At 57.9% G+C, this 19,402-nt stretch carries 18 protein-coding genes and 3 pseudogenes; 14 read left to right on the top strand and 7 right to left on the bottom strand.

From position 1 onward, the window contains the following. The first annotated feature begins 13 nt into the window (after positions 1-13). Complete coding sequence (locus AC1DZU_RS31300; RefSeq protein ID WP_477290742.1) at positions 14-2,410, top strand: FdhF/YdeP family oxidoreductase; 2,397 nt, start codon at positions 14-16, stop codon at positions 2,408-2,410. 30 nt (positions 2,411-2,440) lie between these two features. Further along, positions 2,441-3,005 (top strand): annotated as a pseudogene (locus tag AC1DZU_RS31295) (c-type cytochrome). 183 nt (positions 3,006-3,188) lie between these two features. Here the strand turns inward: AC1DZU_RS31295 and AC1DZU_RS31290 are convergent. Further along, positions 3,189-3,624, bottom strand: a pseudogene (locus AC1DZU_RS31290) (alcohol dehydrogenase catalytic domain-containing protein); the annotation flags it as partial. Positions 3,625-3,871: 247 nt separating this feature from the next. Here AC1DZU_RS31290 and AC1DZU_RS31285 point away from each other — a divergent pair. The 5 genes and pseudogenes from AC1DZU_RS31285 (at position 3,872) to xth (ending at position 6,922) form a co-directional block, all read left to right on the top strand. After that, on the top strand, positions 3,872-4,612 hold the full coding sequence (locus tag AC1DZU_RS31285; protein ID WP_477290741.1) for a DUF4142 domain-containing protein: 741 nt from the start codon (positions 3,872-3,874) through the stop codon (positions 4,610-4,612). 23 nt (positions 4,613-4,635) lie between these two features. Continuing rightward, positions 4,636-5,232, top strand: coding sequence for a hypothetical protein (locus AC1DZU_RS31280; RefSeq protein ID WP_477290739.1), 597 nt, complete (start codon positions 4,636-4,638; stop codon positions 5,230-5,232). 73 nt (positions 5,233-5,305) lie between these two features. Then, positions 5,306-5,497 carry a DUF3606 domain-containing protein gene (locus AC1DZU_RS31275; protein ID WP_477290737.1) on the top strand — a complete coding sequence of 64 codons (192 nt, stop codon included), beginning with the start codon at positions 5,306-5,308 and terminating at the stop codon, positions 5,495-5,497. Between the two features lie 394 nt (positions 5,498-5,891). Beyond that, complete coding sequence (locus AC1DZU_RS31270) at positions 5,892-6,077, top strand: hypothetical protein (protein WP_477290735.1); 186 nt, start codon at positions 5,892-5,894, stop codon at positions 6,075-6,077. A gap of 45 nt (positions 6,078-6,122) precedes the next feature. Next, positions 6,123-6,922 (top strand): annotated as a pseudogene (gene xth / locus AC1DZU_RS31265) (exodeoxyribonuclease III). 20 nt (positions 6,923-6,942) lie between these two features. On the opposite strand, the gene AC1DZU_RS31260 reads toward xth, so the two are convergent. Both AC1DZU_RS31260 and AC1DZU_RS31255 read right to left on the bottom strand, forming a co-directional pair. Then, positions 6,943-7,191, bottom strand: a complete 249-nt coding sequence (locus AC1DZU_RS31260; RefSeq protein ID WP_477290733.1) for a DUF6894 family protein — start codon at positions 7,189-7,191, stop codon at positions 6,943-6,945. 136 nt (positions 7,192-7,327) lie between these two features. Beyond that, complete coding sequence (locus AC1DZU_RS31255) at positions 7,328-7,687, bottom strand: hypothetical protein (RefSeq protein WP_477290731.1); 360 nt, start codon at positions 7,685-7,687, stop codon at positions 7,328-7,330. Positions 7,688-8,287: 600 nt separating this feature from the next. Between AC1DZU_RS31255 and AC1DZU_RS31250 the strand changes: the two genes are divergently transcribed. From AC1DZU_RS31250 to AC1DZU_RS31240, 3 genes are all read left to right on the top strand, one after another. Then, positions 8,288-8,452 (top strand): hypothetical protein, encoded by a 165-nt coding sequence (locus AC1DZU_RS31250; protein WP_477290729.1) that lies wholly within the window; start codon positions 8,288-8,290, stop codon positions 8,450-8,452. Between the two features lie 360 nt (positions 8,453-8,812). After that, positions 8,813-9,154, top strand: a complete 342-nt coding sequence (locus AC1DZU_RS31245) for a hypothetical protein (protein ID WP_477290727.1) — start codon at positions 8,813-8,815, stop codon at positions 9,152-9,154. Between the two features lie 1,363 nt (positions 9,155-10,517). After that, on the top strand, positions 10,518-11,237 hold the full coding sequence (locus AC1DZU_RS31240) for a methyltransferase domain-containing protein (protein ID WP_477290725.1): 720 nt from the start codon (positions 10,518-10,520) through the stop codon (positions 11,235-11,237). Between the two features lie 24 nt (positions 11,238-11,261). On the opposite strand, the gene AC1DZU_RS31235 is transcribed toward AC1DZU_RS31240, so the two are convergent. Then, a complete protein-coding gene (locus tag AC1DZU_RS31235) occupies positions 11,262-12,458 on the bottom strand; it encodes a glycosyltransferase family 4 protein (RefSeq protein ID WP_477290723.1) in 1,197 nt (398 codons plus the stop codon). Further along, positions 12,458-13,282, bottom strand: a complete 825-nt coding sequence (locus AC1DZU_RS31230) for an amidohydrolase family protein (protein WP_477290721.1) — start codon at positions 13,280-13,282, stop codon at positions 12,458-12,460. Before AC1DZU_RS31230 ends, AC1DZU_RS31235 begins: the two co-directional genes overlap by 1 nt. A gap of 193 nt (positions 13,283-13,475) precedes the next feature. Here AC1DZU_RS31230 and AC1DZU_RS31225 point away from each other — a divergent pair, with 193 nt between their 5' ends. The 4 genes from AC1DZU_RS31225 to AC1DZU_RS31210 all read left to right on the top strand — a co-directional run bounded on the left by AC1DZU_RS31225 (position 13,476) and on the right by AC1DZU_RS31210 (position 18,541). Next, the gene (locus AC1DZU_RS31225) at positions 13,476-14,645 is read left to right on the top strand and encodes a glycosyltransferase family 1 protein (protein ID WP_477290719.1); all 1,170 of its coding nucleotides are present in this window, start codon (positions 13,476-13,478) and stop codon (positions 14,643-14,645) included. Continuing rightward, entirely contained in the window at positions 14,638-15,768 is a 1,131-nt protein-coding gene (gene glf / locus AC1DZU_RS31220; RefSeq protein WP_477290717.1) for a UDP-galactopyranose mutase, read from the top strand. Before AC1DZU_RS31225 ends, glf begins: the two co-directional genes overlap by 8 nt. A gap of 2 nt (positions 15,769-15,770) precedes the next feature. Continuing rightward, on the top strand, positions 15,771-17,411 hold the full coding sequence (locus AC1DZU_RS31215; protein ID WP_477290715.1) for a glycoside hydrolase family 1 protein: 1,641 nt from the start codon (positions 15,771-15,773) through the stop codon (positions 17,409-17,411). 860 nt (positions 17,412-18,271) lie between these two features. Then, on the top strand, positions 18,272-18,541 hold the full coding sequence (locus tag AC1DZU_RS31210; RefSeq protein ID WP_477290713.1) for a DUF6894 family protein: 270 nt from the start codon (positions 18,272-18,274) through the stop codon (positions 18,539-18,541). Positions 18,542-18,558: 17 nt separating this feature from the next. Here the strand turns inward: AC1DZU_RS31210 and AC1DZU_RS31205 are convergent, their stop codons facing one another. Then, on the bottom strand, positions 18,559-18,687 hold the full coding sequence (locus tag AC1DZU_RS31205) for a hypothetical protein (protein WP_477290711.1): 129 nt from the start codon (positions 18,685-18,687) through the stop codon (positions 18,559-18,561). Between the two features lie 482 nt (positions 18,688-19,169). Next, on the bottom strand, positions 19,170-19,402 hold a 233-nt coding region (locus AC1DZU_RS31200; RefSeq protein WP_477290709.1), incomplete at its 5' end, for a hypothetical protein.

The following is a 19,402-nucleotide window of genomic DNA, read 5'->3' as shown; positions in this document are numbered from 1 at the left end:
AACGAGGCGGGAAATGACGTCGAAAACGAGAAAAGCCATTATCAAGCCATATAAAGGGCCCGCCGGTGGGTGGGGCTCAGCGAAATCCGTGGCTGATGTTCTCCTAAAAGAACATGTTCCCTTGAAAGGGAGCCGGTTGCTTTCGACCCAGAACAAGCCTGAAGGATATATGTGCGTGAGCTGCGCCTGGGCAAAGCCAGCGCAGCCGCATCCGCTCGAATTCTGTGAAAACGGTGCCAAGGCGACAGCCTGGGAAACCACGTCGCGACGTGCAGGCCCGGCTTTCTTCGACAAGCACACGCTGAGCGAACTCGAGCGATGGTCGGATCACGATCTCGAAGAGGAGGGTCGGCTGACGCACCCGATGCGCTGGGACGCTGCCAGCGACAAATATGTGCCGGTCGAATGGCCCGCTGCATTCGAAGAGATCGGCAGGGAGTTGCGCGCTCTGGACCCGCATCAGACCGATCTTTACACATCCGGGCGGGCGTCACTCGAGGCGAGCTACATGTACCAGCTGTTCGCGCGGATGTACGGCTCCAACAACATGCCCGACAGCTCGAACATGTGCCATGAAAGCTCCTCCGTTGCGCTTCCCGAGAGCATCGGCGCATCGGTCGGCACCGCCATTTTGTCCGATTTCGAGAACACGGACTGTATATTCTATATTGCCCAGAATGTCGGGACATCCTCGCCACGCCTGCTTCATGATCTGCAGGACGCAGTCAACCGAGGCGTGAAGATCGTTACTTTCAACCTGCTGCGAGAGCGCGGGCTGGAGCGCTTCGTCAATCCGCAATCACCCGTCCAGATGCTGACCGGGAAAGAGACACCGATTTCGTCGGACTATTATCAGGTCAACAACGGCGGCGATATCGCAGCGTTGTTCGGCGTCTGCAAGGCGCTCATCGAAGCAGACGACGCTATGAAAGCCTCCGGTCAAACCCCTGTCGCCGGACGCGATGCGACGCCAAAAGACCCGGACAACGCAGCCATGATTGCCTTTGCGGTATCGATGGCATCCGCTGCCAAGAAGCACGTTCTCGATCACGATTTCATCAAGGAACACACGACCGGCTTCGAGGAATTCGCAGCAGCTGCGCGCGCCCACCAATGGGACGAGCTTGAGCGCGTATCGGGGCTGACACGCGCCGAAATGAATAAGGCCGCCGCCACATACGCCAACTCAAACGCAGTCATGATGGTCTACGGCATGGGTCTGACGCAACAGCTCATGGGCGTCGAGAACGTTCACATGGTCTGCAACCTCGCGCTGCTGCGCGGCAACATCGGCAAGCCAGGGGCGAATATTTGTGCCGTTCGCGGTCACTCCAACGTGCAGGGCCAGCGCACCGTCGGGATTACGGAGAAGCCAGGCCTGGCCCCCCTCGACAAACTTTCCGAGCTCTATGACTTTGAACCGCCGCAATGGACCGGTCGCTCGACGGTGGAAACGTGCGAAGCGATTGTGACGGGTCAGTCTCGTGCTTTTATCAGCCTTGGCGGCAATTTCCTCAGAGCGGTGCCAGACACCGCCGCCATGGAAGAGGGATGGCGCAAACTTCGTTTGAGCGTTCAGATAGCCACCAAACTCAACCGCAGCCATGTCCTGCATGGAGAGGTCGCATATCTGCTGCCGTGCCTTGGCCGCATCGAACTCGACCAGCAGGCGAGTGGGCCGCAGGCGGTGTCCATGGAAAGCTCGATCGCCCATTTCCATGGCTCGCGGGGCAAGACCAAACCGGCGAGCTCTGAACTTCTCTCCGAACCGGCCATTATTGCCGGCATTGCCAAGGCTACGCTTGGGCAAAACAAGGTTCCATGGGACGCCTGGGTTGGCGACTACGCCGAGATCCGCAATGCTATTGAGCGGACTTACCCCGAGACTTTCAAGGATTTCAACGGACGGCTTTTCAAGCCCGGCGGATTCGCGAGACCGCTGCCGGCGCGCGAGCGCAAATGGGTGACGAAAACGGGGAAGGCGAACTTTATCACGCCGGACAAGCTTTTCCCTGACTTTTCAACCGCCGACAGAGCAGGTGTTTTGCATCTCGCCTCGCTGCGCTCCAACGACCAGTTCAACACCACCATCTACGGCTACAGCGACCGCTTCCGTGGCGTTGAGGGCACGCGCCGGATTGTATTCATGAATGCACAAGATATCGCTCGCCTGGGCTTTGTCGATGGTGACATCGTCGACATGACGACAGCAATCGACGACAACAGCCTTCGCAGCGTCGGTGGCCTCAGGATCGTCCGGTACAACATTCCCAAGGGCTGTTGTGCGGCTTACTATCCTGAGACAAATCCGCTGTTTCCCTTGGCGCATCACGATCCAAAGTCCAAGACCCCTTCGTATAAACTTTTGCCGGTGCGTTTGAGCCGATCAACCCTGTCCCAGGATGGTTGAGTCCCTTGTAGGCGAATGATGAAGAGGGAGATGAGCTACTCTAATGGCGCCTTTGCGGCTGCGGCGATAGCGCTCGGCATTGCCAGTGCTGCCTTGGGATGGCTTGGCAAGTCGCGAGAGCTTCGGCTGGATCCGCCTGTCGCGTCTGATCTTGATGGATTTCGGCTGATGCCAAACGGCATCAGCGGAACGCCGCCCGAGAGTTATTTTGCGTTGGGCAAGGCATATGAAACGGACGCCTACAATCTGGGTCAGGGCAAGGTCTTTATGCCTGGTTCGGCTGCCCAACTTGCCATAGTGATGGTCGCGGCGGCGCGGGCCCGTCCTTCCTGGACGGCTGGTGGCTCTACGCACCCGAGATCGCTTCCATCGTTGCGCCCGTCCGCGACGGCCGGCCGCATGGCATGCCCGCGTTTCGCGACCGGATGGCGACCGAGCAGATATGGCAGCTCGCGGGCTATGTTCAGACGATCGGCGCCTACAAGCCCAAGGGTGCGGCGCCCAGTTGCAACGATGACAAAATCGCGGACCCGCAAAAATCCTCTTCGACCAGGGGCCGGCGAGGGTCCATCCTGGCCAGGGGCTGTCGCCTTGAGAGCCGCGCACGACGATGCCTAGCGATAAGGTGTTCGACAGGGAATGGGCGGCGGGAGCCCCATAGGGGTGAGCGCGGACTGGTTTCCGCTGCAGCCGGACGCGAACGCAGCGATCGACAAGGCGAGCACGGCCGCGCAGGCCCTGTGCATCGCAATCGGGCTTGCTGTGATGCTGGCGCTTGGTGGCGTGCCTGGCCGCCCGCGAAGCCGCCATACATGTGCGAATAGCCGAATAGCCCAGCAGTTGGATACCCATCTGCTCTGCTTGCTTGGCGTCCGGCTGGATTCGACCTCTCGCAGAGCGAAAACAGCTGCCACTTGCACATCCGCACTCGCCGCAGGAGATGGTGAACGGCACTACCACACGCTCACCGATCTTGAACCTGGAGTGACCCTTGCCGACCTCGTCGACCTCGCCCATGGTCTCGTGCCCAAGCACGTCATGGGCGTGCATTTCTGGGACAAATCCACCCATCAGATGAAGGTCTACCCGCAGATCGCGCAGGCCGTAACCTTGATGATGACATCGCGGTCGTCCTCAATGATCGGGTCATCCACCTGCTCGCAGCGTATGTCACTCTTGCCGTGCCAGGTCAGCGCCTTCTGATCCGGCGCGATCCATTGCTCGGTTTGAACATCCACACCGCGAAACCCGTGAGAGCCCCCGTTACGGATTCGGCCCGGGCACAAGTCAGCTAGTGAGAGGACTGCTCAGGCCCCTCATTCGCTGAGTACATGTCGCCTGCGCCAATGCATGTGAACGCCAACAGCGGCTTGGTTAATTTCGCAGCGCGTTCGTATCGCCTGGAACAAACCCGCCGCGAGCAGGTTTGGATTCATCAATCTCAACTGAGGAATATCATTCATGAGAAACAGTTTCCGCCTCGCGTCGCTATCGTTAGCAGCGTCGATGGTATTTGCCTTGCCAGCCCTCGCTGCCGAGACCGCCCAGAACTTCGTCACGAAAGCCGCGATGGGTGGGATGTTCGAAGTCCAATCGAGCAAGGTTGCTCAAGACAAGCTGCAGGACCAGGGCCTCAAGGACTTCGCCCAGAAGATGATCTCCGATCATGGTGCAGCCAATGCGAAGCTTGAGAGCATCGCGGGCGAACAGAAGTTAAAGGTGCCTGCCGACCTCGATGCTGCGCACAAGAGCGATGTCGACAAGCTACAGTCGGGTACCGCGCCAGTAGACGTACCTTATGCAGAGATGCAGAAGGCAGCCCATGCCGATGCGGTCAGTCTGTTCGGGGCTTACGCCAAGGACGGCGACAACACCGCCCTGAAATCCTTTGCGGCCGAAACTTTGCCGACACTCAAGATGCATCAGGACATGATTCAGAAGGTTGCAACGACTGCGCCTGCTTCTGACGGTAGCACACCGGCTGTCACCAGCGGCGCCACCAATCCGGCAGCTCCAGTTCCCGGCGCCAACAGCTTTACCGAAGCCCAGGCCAAGAGCGCGATCGAAAAGGCGGGTTATGCCGACGTCTCTGCGCTGACAAAGGATGACAACGGCATCTGGCGCGGAACAGCGAGCAAGGACGGGAAGTCGACGCCGATCGCGCTCGATTACCAAGGCAACGTTGTGGCCGGCACCAAGTGAATAGAAAGCGAGGAGAGACCCAGATGAAAATCGTAACCGGACTGTTCGACAATTATGACGATGCCAATGATGCCGTAGGCGAACTCGTGGCCACCGGCGTCCCGCGCGATGACATCAGCATTGTGGCCAACAATGCGACCGGCTGGCACAAGGATGAGGAGACCGACGCCGGCGAGGACGCGGCTACTGGCGCTGGCGTGGGAGCCGTCATTGGCGGCGCCGGCGGCCTGGCAACAGGCCTCGGCCTGATGGCCATTCCTGGGGTGGGACCTGTGGTTGCAGCCGGGTGGTTGGCTGCCACTGCTGTCGGCGCGGTTGGCGGGGCCGTGGTCGGTGGTGCAGCAGGGGGCATCATCGGCGCCATGACAAACGCCGGCGTCCCCGAAAACGACGCCCATGTCTATGCCGAAGGCGTTCGTCGCGGTGGGACGATGGTCACGGCCAAGGTCGACGATAACCTTGCGCCGAATGCCGAACAAATCCTCAAGCAATACAATTCGGTCGACGTCGCTGGCAGACGCAATGAATACGAGGCTGGCGGCTGGACCGGTTTCGACCCGAACGCCGACGTCTATAGCGGAGAAGACCTACAGCGGGATAGACGTGGACGCGATCTTTGATGTGACACTCGCAAGGCGGCCAAATCGCCTCGAATGGCGTTTCGGTCGATTGCTTTACTGTGGAGGAACGAAAATGGCTGATGATAAAAGCAAACGAGACTTTCGTGACCGAGATCGTATATCGGCGGACGAGGACTACGAGGTCGAGTATTTCGCCAGTAAGACCGGCATCACCCCTCAGCAAGTGAGGGACCTGATCGCAAAGCACGGCAACAGCCGCGAGACACTGGAACGGGAAGCACAGGCTCTGCGAGGCCGGTCTTAAGGACGGTGTCCGAACTGGCTCTGGAAACCGCAGCGGGCCGGTTTGGGCGTCGCGAAAATTGGCAATGCTAGATCCTCGTGTCACCACCTTGATTTTATTAATTTTTTCTATTTGGGAGGTTGGCTACCTGGGAAAGCCTCGGGAAGACCGTGCATAAGGGTCAGACCTGCTGCAGCCGGAAAAACCCAGCGTGTTTCACGTTCGAAGAGGCGGGCAATTAACCTAAACCACATTCCCGGCATGAGTTTGCACCTTAGCGGGGAAGCTAGCCGCGTAATTTTCGCGATAATCTTGACGAGTGGCGCCGCGGGCACGCCTGTCTGAAGATCCGAGTTGGTAGGGCGGCACGCATGAACTCAGTCACTCTTGTAGGTTACCTGGCACCGTCTGCTCCATGACCAGCTTTACGCCTCAGGCCTGGAAGATCATCAAAACGCGAGACAAGGGCTGGTCTCCGTGGTTAGCCTTCGGCATCATGAAGCTAGAATGGCCCATCATCATACCGACGGCGTGTGCCTTTGCTGTTCTGCCTCGCGATGAGAAGGATGAAGTTGCCGATAGTCTTGATCCGGATAAGTGACGCGCCCGTTCCAGCAGGAAGGCCACCGCCCAATAAGAGGTGCGAATGACCCACATCGCAACTTTCAATGTAAACGGCGTCAACGGTCGGCTGCCGGTGCTTCTCAGGTGGCTGGATGAAACCAAATACGACATCGTTTGCCTTCAAGAACTCAAAACATCTGACGAAAATTTTCCGCTGGGGGCGATCAGTAACGCCGGATACGGCGCCATCTGGCACGGCCAGAGGTCCTACAACGGCGTGGCAATCCTTGCCCGCGGGACCGATCCCGTAGAACTCCGGCGCGGCTTGCCTGGCGATCCCGACGATACGCACAGCCGCTATATCGAGGCCGATGTAAACGGGCTTGTGGTTGGCTGTCTCTATCTGCCCAATGGCAATCCAGCGCCTGGCTCCAAATTCGACTATAAGCTCGGCTGGTTTGAAAGGCTCATCAGCTACGGTTGTCGTTGCTTGAAGCCGGTAGGCCAACCGTGCTCTGCGGCGATTATAATGTGGTTCCGACCCCACGCGATGCGGTCGTGCCAAGGCGATGGATCGGCGATGCTGTGTACTTCCCTGAAAGCAGGGACGCCTACAGCCGGATGCTCGCGCAAGGATGGATCGATGCCGTTCGTCATACTCATCCAGAGAGCGCCATCTACACCTACTAGAACTTCTCCTATAGCGGCGGATATGACCGAAGTTCAGGACTTCGAATGGACCACCTTCTGGTGAGCCCTTCCCTCTCTTCCCATTTGCGAAGCGCCGGCGTCGATGTGGAGACACGCGGATGGGAGAAGCCAAGCGATCACGCGCCGGCTTGGATCGAAATCGATGCGCAGCACGGCGGCGACCAAAGGTGATCTTCCTGGCCTCAATCAGGTTAATGGCTTGCCATTGAAGGATGGCCAGGTGCATCCCTCCATTCGAGTGTGATGGTGAGGTGCAGATGGTGTCGGCCTACTTCATCACAAACGTTGAATTCGAAGGCGCGTTTGGTGCCGTCCGGATGTGATTCCCTCATGATCGCTGCGAGGGCTCGCAGTCCTGCCTCCCGCGCGTCATGCACGTCGACAAGATCGTTTGGATCAGCGATATCGGCATCCAGTATATCGAAGAAATATCTCGCCATTGCCGTCTAATTTCCGTGGTTGGAAAAGGTTCAATGTTCGATTTTTACCAATCACGGGCCAGCACACTCCGCAGGGGCATCGCTGTGAACGAACAACTGAAAACTGAGATGACACTTCTTGGCATGTCGGAAGTTGTCATGCTGTCCCTGCGATTGGCCAGATCGTAAAATGCTGAGAGGTTAGGCGATGAGTGAGGTTCGTAGGAGTGAGGTCGAGCGGATTGACCGATTGGCAGAAAGCGCCACTGCCGACTTTTTGCGCCGCTCGTCGCTCACGTATTTGGAATGTTGCATCGCGGTAATGCTTACACATCTCGGTCATGAGGAGGTGGCGGCTATCCTCGAACGAGAAGCGAAAGACCTGCGGGAGTTTGGGTGACGACGCCGACGGAGGCGGGGTCAAGTTGATGCCGAGTGGGATCCAGTTTGCGGTATCGACAGCAATCAGCGCAATGAGTTCCTCAAGCTCCCGATCCGTATGTTCGTCAAGCGGCAACGTCTTCCTCAAACTATGGAGGACGTTGGCTATAGATCTATGGAGATGCACAGTCCGGCATTAGCGTTCTGATGGCGCGGATCGCCTGCGCCAGGACATGAACCGGCCCTTTGCTCCTGGAGAGAACATAAGCTTCAGCTGCCTTCTCAACCGTGAGCGCCTGAAAAATGTGGTTCATCTTTAGCCTCCCTAAGAGACAAAGGTAGGCATGGTTCGTCGCGGTCTTTAAGACTCGGGCAACTCGTCGACTTCATAATCGGTACGGCCGCGATAGCGGATGTTGAAATAGCGCACATCCAACTCACTGGCCTCGCTTGATAGGGAGCGCGAACACGTAGGACTGCCCAGCAAGATGTTCCAGCTTCTCGCGATCGCGCATCGTGACCCCTCGAATGGCTCCGGTGCCCTCCAACATTGCGAGCGGTCGATTACTGAGCCTCGCTCACGCTCTGCCTCCCGTCTGGGGGCAAGAGCACGAGCACCCCTATCTCTCAGCCGCTTGAGCCCGTACAGGCGGCAAGCTCGCTTAACTATCCCGCCATGCGGAAGGGCGACGCTTGGCACTCGCAGATTTCACACGGATCTAGGCGAGGATCCGGTGTGGAAAAAGCTAGTTCGACATTGGTAGATGACGAAATTTCGAGCAAGGCGGCAAAACAGGAGGCTGCCTTGGAAAAACATCGCATCGACAAGGGAAAATTTGAACGAGCCGACCGCGAGGCGCGCAAGCTGATAGACGCCGAAGGACAGGCCAGAGACGCTTAGACCGCCGGCTCAGAGAGTTGAGACTCAGCGCAGGCCTGGGCCTGGTGCTTGTCAAAACGCAGGCAAAATTTACTGGTGTATGAGGACTCCAAGGTCTCTCCCCTCCCTCGCAATTGGTAGGCAACAGCTGACGGCAAGACTCATGACTTCGGAACTCATGAGCCGATCGCAGATGGGAACTCAGCTTCATTGTTCGTTTCTCATCTCGCTCTAGACGGCCGGAACCTTTGGGATCGTTCAAGGTTAAGCCGGAGCAGCACGTTCTCATCGGTCGTGCCGCTGACCAAGCTGACTCGTCTCCGTCGGCCCGCGCAGCTTTGACCGCAGTCGCGGGCCACCCCTCTTTTCCCAAGGTGTCCTATGACTAACAACGTTCCTGAAAACCAAGTTCGACAAGGACCTCTTGGGCGGCCCGTCCTAATTGTCCTCATAGCCGCGCTCCTGCTGGCCATTGCCGCCTGGGGTGTCGTCGAGATCTATGGCGTAATCATCAAAGGACCCTCGACAGACCTGCAGGACAGCCAGGCTCCCGCTGCCTCCAGCACAAACCCGGCCTCGACCAATCGCGTTCAATCTCAGTCTGACAGTGTTAACAGCCAGCCGATCGATCACAATCCCAAGGTGGACAAGAATCCAACGCCGCAGTTCAGCACAGGCGGTGATCAGCAAGGGGCGCAGCCGTCACAACCGGCTGCACATTAAACGGTAAGTCGGGCCACCCGACCCGCATTTCGGCAGGCTGATTGTTGCTCAGACCGTCGCCACCTTCTCGTCACATCGGCGCATGTGTCCGGATTTGTCGAGGCCCTCAAGAAAGGCCGCATAGATCACGAGATTAATGTGAATCCTTTTATCCGCAGTGGGCCGCGTGTCCTAGTCGATGTTGAGGAGGTTTATCAACCGGCCAGCTTGCCGCTGTGCGACCGCTTCCTTGAAAGCCACTGCGGCAGCATCGCATGCCGGCCTGGATGGTCCATAAAGATTGAGAATGAGCCGCGCCGACTTCTCGGACAAGCCGTGCTTCGATGCGAATTCGTCTGCACCGTATTGCCCCGTCCGCTCGACCTGCGGCCCTGCATTGCCCGCTCCTCGATCGCCAAGGTGGATCGACGATCACAAAATTCGCGCGCATTGCGGCGAACGTCAAGACTTGAGCCGGCCGGGTTGATGTAGCGGTAGTTGAGTAGGGACAATCGATCGCCGTCTATTGAACTGCGGATACCGGTTTGCCCAGCAATTGATTAAGGCTCTCGCCTTTTTGGACATCGGGCCCGCCAAACCGCTGAACGCTTTCCGCAGTGCACCGAAGACAAGAAGCTGCCACCAACGAGCGTTGTTACAGACCGACCTAATCAGACAAAGCGGTCTCGATCTTGACGCGTCGAGACGAGCGTCAAGTTCGCACAACTGCGCGATCTTCTCTTCAGTCGAAAGCAATCCGTCTTCGGCTATGTGTTGAGCCTTGGTCTCGGCGAACATCACCATACCGAAGTGTCCTCGAGTAGAGATCAGTGCCAACGTCGATCGGGTAAAGACGTTCCACCGCGTCGGTCGCAAATCGATGTCCGCTAAAAACGCGACGCATCGCGCCGTCCTGCCGGATCTTGAACGACATCAAATCACCAAGAGGGTCCCAATGCGCTGAAACGAAGAGCGCCTGAACCAGGAACAGCCGGAATCGTAGCGACGTTGCTCCCGGAGGAACAAAACATCTCCCGGCAAATTCGTATTAGGTATGACTGAATTGCTTAATCGAGGCGGAAATCATGGGGTTCTTCGGCAAGTATTTTCGGGCCTCTTGGGCAAAAAAGAACAGCCAGAAAAGCGCAGGGGCGACATGTGCAAGGCGACCGGGGCTGGTCCTGCATTGGCAGCTCACTCGAAGGACGCAAAGACTGCAGGCCCCAGCGGTCAAAATGCGACGGCAGCGAGGAAGAAAGCTGATGGCTGAGGCAGAAGCAATCTGGGTGGTCATGCCTCTCATGAGCCAGCGATATGCTGTCGATCGAGTGGTCCTCGCATTCATGACAAGGCCACACCAACTAAGCCTTCAGGGAGCGACGTGATGACAGCCCAAGCAAGATCCTCGCCCCTGGCTCCCAGGTTTGAATCGCAGATGCGAGCTGTCCCGGCACCTGGTTCGGTGGTCTTTGGAGACCTTGGCGAGGTCGAACCTATAAGCCGGAAATTTGGGGGCGATCGGGGCACGCCACTCGACCGCTACTACATCGAGAGTTTCCTACGGCGCCACGCAGAGGACATCCGAGGGCGCGTCGCGGAGATCGGCGACAATGTCTACACGCTCCGTTTTGGCCTGGAGCGGGTTTTGACTTCCGACATTATCGACTCGCCAGAGAGTGCCAATCCTCACGCCACGATGCGCATCGATCTTCAGAACGAGAATGCCGTGGAGGGCGGGCGCCTTGACTGCATCATCGTGACCCAGACGCTGCACATGATCTACGACGTGCGGGGGGCACTTGCAACGATCCACCGCGCCTTGGCACCAAGTGGTGTGGTGTTGGCGACGGTACCAGGCATCACTTCCATCGACGCCCATGACGGGCCAGAAAAGTGGTTCTGGGCCATGACCCAGAGTGCTGCACGACGCCTATTCGAGGAAAGGTTTGGCTCGGCTGGAGTGGAAGTGCAGCAATTCGGCAATGTTCTGGCCGCCACAGCCTTTCTGCAAGGTCTTGCTTTGGAGGAGATCGACCGCGCAAGCCTCGACGTTGTTGACCCCCTTTACCCTGTCATTACCGGGATCAGGGCCACTAAATTCTAATCCTGTGGTCGTGCTACCTGGAATTCAGGGGATGGAGTGGAGGCGGGCCTTATCGGGACGAGATCCTCGCAACTGCCGGAAAATATGACCCGTCAGAGTGGCTGACTGGCGGATATCGAAGCTCGCTTGCGCTCGCCTCACGCTCGCGCCAGCCATCGATTTTAGCCTAACGGGATTGGATAACAGCGAGATAGCCGCGAGGGCGACGCCTTCCCAGTCGCCGGGATATTCCGACACGATGCCGGGCCATTCGGTGGTTCCTATGAGAATCCCGGTCTCGCCCGTAGTGACGATTTCCGGCACGCCACCGACGCCGATCGCCACGACTGGTACGCCAGATGCCATGGCCTCCAGGATGGTAAGCGGCATCGCATCAGCGCGCGAAGTATGCAACAGCAAATCAAATGCCGGATAAATCCGATGTGGTTCGCGCGCTAAGCCAACCATATGGATGCGCGGCTCCAGCCCTGCACGTCGAACGGTGGCCGTGAGATCCTTTTCCATTGACCCGGTGCCAACCATTGCGAAATGCACATCGGGGCGCCTTTGCAATATGAATTCGGCTGCCTTGATAAATTTGTCAGGGCCTTTTTCCCAGGCCAGCCTGCCAACAAAGCCGACCAAAATATCGGCGGGGCCGACGTTAATCGTTTGGCGGAAGTCCAAGGGGTCAGCCGACATCGGATGATACACAGCGAGGTCGACCCCGTTCGGAACGAGACTTACAAGCTCCGGCGCCAATCCCACCGCAAGTGCTTGCGACCAAGCTTCGCGGCACACAACAATGGTGTGGCTCCCGGTTGTGCGCGCCACACTAATTTCCTGCGGATGCAAGCTCATCCCGTGCAACGTGGCAACGGTCGGCGTCCCGCTCAGTCGGCCGGCCATTGCCGCCACGGTATGCGCGTTCATCAGGTGAGCGTGGAGCAAGTCGACACCGGTTTCACGGACGAGTGTGCATATCAGTTCGATTGTCTTCCAAGGTGGATCATCACGCAGGGGCGCAATATACACGTCTCTGCCTTCGGACCTTAACAATGCGGTATAAGGGCTTTCATACGGGCACAGGAGCGACACTCTGAACTCGTTCGATGGCAGGTTCGCAGCCAGATTACGCACGTAGTTTTCCATGCCTCCGACGATGGCGTTGCCCAAGACCTCAAGCACATGCGTGCGCTCATCAGTCTGGCCGCCTGGCACCGCACGCGGGGTCCGGCCCATCAGTTTCCTCCTTGCGAGGGGCGTAGCCTTAGCCAATCCATTGCAGTCCCCGACATGATCGCATTTCGGTCATCGGCTGCGACGTCGAGCTGCTCGAGAATTGCCGTGACCTCGTCAAGAGCAGCGTGGATATGAGGACCACTGCACGGCAAGAATCGGTCGCTGCCGAATTGCAGCGAGCGTGGGCCGATCATGTCGATTGCCTTGCGAAAGACCTCGTCGCGGTAGATGGGAGGTGGTCCAAAGGACAGGTCGAAGCGAAACTGGCTCTCGGCTGGGTCAACGCCATTTATCCGGTCGATAACACCAACCGCGTTGGCTTCGTCACACCATGGCCAGCCAAGGTGAGCCAAGGTGACGCGAAGGCCGGGATGATCGCGAACGGCCTCGTAGAAAGACGGCCGGCAGAAACGGCCGGATCGGCCGTCAATGAAAATTCCGCTATGAAACAAAATGGGCAGGTCGAGCCTTGCGGCGACCGCGTACACGCGATGGGCGCACTCGTCATACGGATACCATCCGGTCGGAACCAATTTCAGCGCGCGAATACCGGGAAGCGCGGCTGCCTCCTCAAGATCGTCGGCTGCCTGCGGATGGAGCGGATTGACAACCGCGAACCCGACGAGCCGATCCGAGTGGCCTCTGATAAGGTCGGAAAGGTAGCGGTTGCCAGCGCGCAACGACTCCCGGTCATTCAGCGAATAGGGCGGTGTCAGGAACGGCGCCAGCAGGAACGCGACATCCACGCTTGCATCATCAAGCGTCTGTAGCACATCTGCCGTCGTTTCTCGGCCCGACGTATGAAGGTGTGCATCGACAATCATAGGCGCCTCCCCGCCCACAACTTACGGAGGCGATGCCCGTTCCAGCCATCACGAGAAATCGTGCTTGTCGGGTTGCCAGGCTGTGGTTTCCCGGGTTGCCAGGCTAAGGAAGACAAAATTCCGTCGTCCGTGGAACCCGATCTGCGGACGGAACTTGAACCAGCACAAGTCAAACCTAATGCGGATCGTTGCAATGGATCAGACTGTATCCAACCCCTTGCTCGTGCCTTGTAGTAACCCACTTCTGTTATGTTTTTCCCATTTGCGGTGGGATTTTGTTTTTCAACGCCCGCAACATTTGATGACGCGCGCCGCAGCCGACTACACCGTCGTGTTCTTCGAAGAACCCGTCTTCGCGCCCGTCCAGATCCCTCTTCTTCGTCGCAAAGCGGTTGGGCCAAGCCTGGACGTTGTGACGCCGATACTGCCACACCACCAGTCCGGAATGGAGGTCGACAGAGCCATCGCCATTCTGCTTGAGAATCTCGTGGCGGGCATCGAGCACGACCAGCTGGTGACCTGGTACTACACGCCCATGGCCCTTAAGTTCACGGCCGCGCTGCAGGAGGATATCTGCATTTACGACTGCATGGACGAACTTTCTGCCTTCAAAAACGCACCTCCCGAACTTGAGCGACTTGAGGAGCAGCTCTTCGGCAAGGCCGACGTCGTGTTCACGGGCGGAATGAGCCTTTACGAGTCCAAGCGCAGTCGGCATCACTCCGTCCATGCATTTCCAAGCAGCATTGACACGGCACACTTCCATCAGGCGCGCCGGCCTCAGGCAGACCCCGCCGACCAGCAGACCATTGCCCATCCCCGCGTAGGCTTCTTCGGAGTCATCGACGAGCGGTTCGACGTCGACCTGATGGCTCGAACCGCTACAGCGATGCCTACGGTCCAGTTCGTCACGATCGGTCCAGTGGTCAAGATCGACCCGGCCACGCTGCCCGCCGGCCCAAACATTCATTGGTTGGGCGCTAAGCCGTATGCCGAGCTGCCCAGATACATGGCTGGTTGGGACGTAGGGTGGATGCCTTTCGCCTTGAACGACGCCACGCGGTTTATCAGTCCGACGAAGACGCCTGAGTTCCTAGCCGGCGGACTGCCGGTGGTCTCGACTGCTATCGTCGATGTGGTGCGAACCTACGGCGGTCGCGGACTGGTCGAGATTGCTGATACAGGGTCTATGCCAGCCGCCCTTAGCACCGCTCTGCGCAAGGGTCGCGGTGCAATGGCCAAGGTCGATGCGTTCCTCTCCGGAATGTCTTGGGACTCGACCTGGAGTGCCATGCACGCCCTGTTTGAGCCCGGGAAGGTTGTGCGCCGCCCCGGGTTCAAGAGGTTGGTCGACCATGTTTGATTGGCTTGTCGTCGGCGCAGGCTTCGCCGGAAGCGTTTTGGCAGAGCGACTAGCCAGTCGGCGCGGCGAGACAGTGCTCGTCGTCGATCGTCGGAGTCACATCGGCGGCAACGCTTTTGATTGGTACGATGAAGCCGGCATTCTCGTGCATCGCTATGGGCCGCATATCTTTCACACCAATTCTGAATCCATTGTCGCCTACCTGTCTCAGTTCACGGCGTGGCGCCCTTATGAGCACCGTGTTCTAGCCAAGGTTGACGGTCAGCTTCTGCCAATTCCAATTAACCTGGACACGATCAATCGTCTCTATGGCCTCGAGCTAACCTCCGAGCAAATGGAGCAGTTTCTGGTCGAACGGAGAGAGAGCGTGCAAGAAATCCGCACCGCCGAGGACGTGGTCGTGGGCACGGTGGGACGCGAACTCTACCAGAAGTTTTTTCAAGGCTACACGCGAAAACAGTGGGGGGTCGACCCGTCGCAGCTGAGCAGGTCAGTGACAGCGCGCGTGCCGACACGAACCAATCGCGATGACAGGTATTTCGGCGACGCGTTCCAAAGCATGCCAGGGGGCGGCTACTCACGCATGTTTCAACGGATGCTGGCCCATCCCAATATCAAGGTGATGCTGCAAACGGACTACCGCGAGGTTCGAGAGGTCATCCCCTATCGGCGCCTCATCTATAGCGGTCCAATCGATGAATTTTTCGACTTCAGGCTGGGAAAATTGCCGTACCGATCTTTGCGTTTCGAGCACGTCACACTCGACACCCCACGGTTCCAGCCGGTCGCCGTCGTCAACTACCCGCAGACCGAGGCCTTCACCAGGATCACGGAATACAAACATATGACGGGACAGCAGCATCCTCAAACAAGCCTGACCTACGAATATCCAACGGATGACGGCGATCCTTACTATCCGGTGCCCAGGGCGGACAATGAAGTGCTTTACAAGCGATATGAGGCACTCGCGGCTCAGCAGACCGATGCGATTTTCGTCGGTCGGCTGGCAACCTACCGGTACTACAATATGGACCAAGTAATTGGTCAGGCGCTGGCCGCGTTCAATCGCATTCAGAAGATGGGCGCGCAGGAGCTATCCCTTGCCAAGGGCGCGGCGGGGTAGTCATGGTTGAAGTTTGGGGCGGCATTGAATGCAGCGTCGTTCGTGTAGGTGGCGTGACCCGCAATCAGCTCGCCGAAACCGGTCATTCAAAACGCGTTGAGGATTTAGATCTCGTCGCTTCCCTCGGTATCAAAACACTTCGATATCCTGCGTTGTGGGAGCACGTCGAGCCTTTGGAGGGTCAGGATGACTGGAACTGGCTCGACGAGCGGTTCCAACGCATGCGCCAACTCGGCATCAGTCCAATTGCAGCTCTTGTCCACCATGGGAGCGGGCCGTGCTGGACGTCCATTCTCGCACCCGATTTTGCGGAACATCTCGCCGCGTTTGGCGGGCGGCTTGCTCGTCGGTACCCGTGGGTAAAGACTTTCACGCCGATCAACGAACCGATGGCAACCGCCCGCCTAAGCGGTCTTTATGGGTTTTGGCATCCGCACCGCGCGGACGAGCCAAGTTGCCTGCGGCTTCTTGTTGCCCAGTGCCTTGCGATAGCCATGACAATGTCGGCTATCCGCAAGGTCATTCCCGATGCCCGCCTTCTGCAGACCGAGGATTTCGGAAAGATTTTTGCGACGCCAAAGCTGACATACCAGGCTGAATACGAGAATGGCCGGCGATGGTTATCGCTGGATCTGCTTTGTGGGCATGTCGGTCAGAGCCATCCGTTCCATGAACGCCTCCTCGACGCTGGTGTCGATGCAGCCCACTTGGCAGAGTTGGAGGGCGCGCCCTGCCCTCCGGACCTCATCGGCGTTGATTACTACCTCACCAGCGATCGATTCCTCGATCATCGGGTCGAAAGGCACCCTCAAGAACCGGTCGGCGGCAACGGCATCGATCCCTATGTCGACTTCGCCGCTGTCCGCGCCGACGCGCAAGCCTGCGAACTCGGATTTGCCTCCCGCCTGCGCGAGGTGTGGCGTCGCTACTCTCTACCGTTGGCAATTGGAGAAGTGCACAACGCCTGCACCCGTGAGGAACAGCTGCGGTGGTTCATGGAGGGATGGGAGGCTGCAGGCGAATGCGTGGCTGAGGGCATTGACGTGCGTGCCGTCACTGCTTGGTCAATGTTCGGCGCCGTAGACTGGAATTCCATGATGATGCGCGAGGATGGATACTATGAGTGCGGGGTGTTTGATGTGAGGGCAGACCTTCCGCGCAGAACAATTATGGCCGATGCCATTTCGGCCTTGGTAAATAAGCAATCGTTCGGCCATCCCGTGCTTGCGCAGACGGGCTGGTGGCGTGCGCCGCGCAAGAGGTTGGGAAAATCGCCTACGATCCAGCTCCGAGGATTTGACCGGCGGCTATCGATCCTGGGGGAGTGTTGCAGTCGCCGTCGACTTCCAGCCCGGGCTGCACCCCAGCAGACAGGATCGCCGGATGAATGGGTTCAACTAAGCATAGGGTACACCGGAGGCGGCTCACTAGCTGTCTTGTATGCCAACTATTGCCAGGGCACGACCTTCTCGCTCGCGGTGTCTGATAGTGTGGACTGGGTTGCCGCCTGCAACGCATTCCTCGATCTGGTGATCGACGGCCTTAGCGGGTCCTATGAGCTGGTTTCCGCACATCGCGACAACCAGTATCGGGTCGCCGAATGCCCGGCCCCAAATACCGCTGCCATGGCACGTCAGCGCTGATGCAGGATAATCTCGCCGGCCGGTCCTATTGACCTCTAGAAGGTCTTCCTCGAGCGGTAGCCGTCGAATTTGACTTCGTGACTCCAGTCGTCACTTTCGGGAGGCTTCTTGACCCGCAAAACCGCGATTCAACAAAACCGCGGTTCAATTGGCATGCTCTAAAAATGGTTCCGGAACGGCAATGGATTTCTGCTGCAACAAACTCGCCGGCTACACGTTTCCGGCGTCATCAACCGCAGAGAGGAACCGAAATGGTCGACGACAAGACCAAGCTCGATTTCCGTGATCGTGACCGACTGTCGGGCAGTGAGGACTATGAGGTCGAGTACTTACCAAGAAGGCAGGCATAACAGTCCAGCAGCCAAAGGAACTGATAGCTAAACACGGCAAAGATCGGGCGACACTGGAACGGGGAGCTTCACCGCCCGCGCCGCAATTCAATTGGCCGTGTGCGGCCCCACGGCTAGGTATCGTCGCGGCTGTGATCTGGCTAACGGCCTCATCGTGGACCTTTAGCTCGAATGTCAGGGTTTTTTCGCGGTCGGCCTCAATCACTCGGACGTGCCACTCACCGCATGGTCCGACCACTTTAACCGCCGTCCGGCCGGTATCTCCTACTTCAATGATATCCATCCCAATTGTCCTCGCCCCTAGTTGACAATTGCGAATTTATACGGCCTCAGAAACCGGTCCTTCATTAAAAAAGATGGTACGGAAGCGAACCAATTTATTGCTGGCAAATTGGCAAGCCCTGGATGGGTCGACGCGGCAACTCCCTCAGAGCCATATTGGCGGCGCGGTAGACGGGTTGCTTTGATGAGCACGCGTGGAACCTCCTTTTTCGACGCTCGTTGTAGCCGATGGCTCTTTTTTATTTCGATGTAAATGACAATGGCCACGACTTCCCTGATGACCAAGGGACCGATTGCCGGGACTTCGATCATGTTAAGGAAGAAGCGATCCGATCTCTTGTCGAATTGATCGGGGAAAGCCTTCCCGACGGCGACCACCACAAGCTGAAGATTAGAGTGCGCGACGATGGAGGCCACATCGTCCTGCAAGCGGTGCTGAACTTCGACGTCGAAATCCAACGTCGTAGCCGCGGGGCCTCACCTGACCAACATGCTTAAGATGAACTGTGCCACGCCTACTTCCGCACCAGCCATTCCAACAAGCCGGGATCGATGTCATCGCCATCGGTATAGTCGCGGATCAAAAGCGCCGCGATTGACCGCCATTGGTCTTCTGGAATATTCTCTTCGGTGACCAATTTCATGAAGGCGCTGCGCAGGATATCGCAGTCGAAAGCAGACACAGAAACACATGGCTGGGACATGATGCCAACCCCCTCATAGGCGGGAGCTTAGCTCTGCTCTCAAGCGCCGACGCGCCATAACTCAGGCCGGCGACATTCGGTATTTTAATACGCTGTGAGCGGGCTTCAATCAGGATTCACTGTACGTTTTTAACCAAGTGCTGGTCTGCAATTGCCGGCCAGTTTGCGCGCTCTAGCTCCGGCAGACGGCAACCCCTCAAATTGCCGTAGTCGCCGACGCGGCTTAGGCAATGCTCCCACCCGGGCAGCCGCGTCGGCCATTTTCCTGTAGCACCTACAGGGAGAAAGTCTGCAGTTCGGCACCATTAACCAGCAAGGCGCCGAGCCTTATCGGCACGCTTTGAGGGAAACGGCGCCGATGGCTATACGGTACTGGCGAGGGCAAGGCCGGGCGATTTTTGACGCGCTTCGAGCAGACGCGGTCACTTGCAATCTGGAAGCTTCTTCAGGGCATCCTTCGCTTCCGCCTCGGTCTTATATGTGGCCTTCGTAAGGTCTATAACCAGGGTTCCGTCCGGCTTCTTTGTGACCACCTCGCACTGCTTCGAAACAGCATCCTTAGCGACCCAATATTGGGAGGTGTCCGCAAATGCCGAAGCTGAAAACTGAATGAGCAGTGTTAAGGTGATTGCGATTTGGCGTACCATTTTTGTAC

This window comes from Mesorhizobium sp. P2_A12, assembly GCF_056405075.1.
Note: the sequence above shows the minus strand (reverse complement) of the source record. Positions and strands in the feature narration are given on the sequence as shown.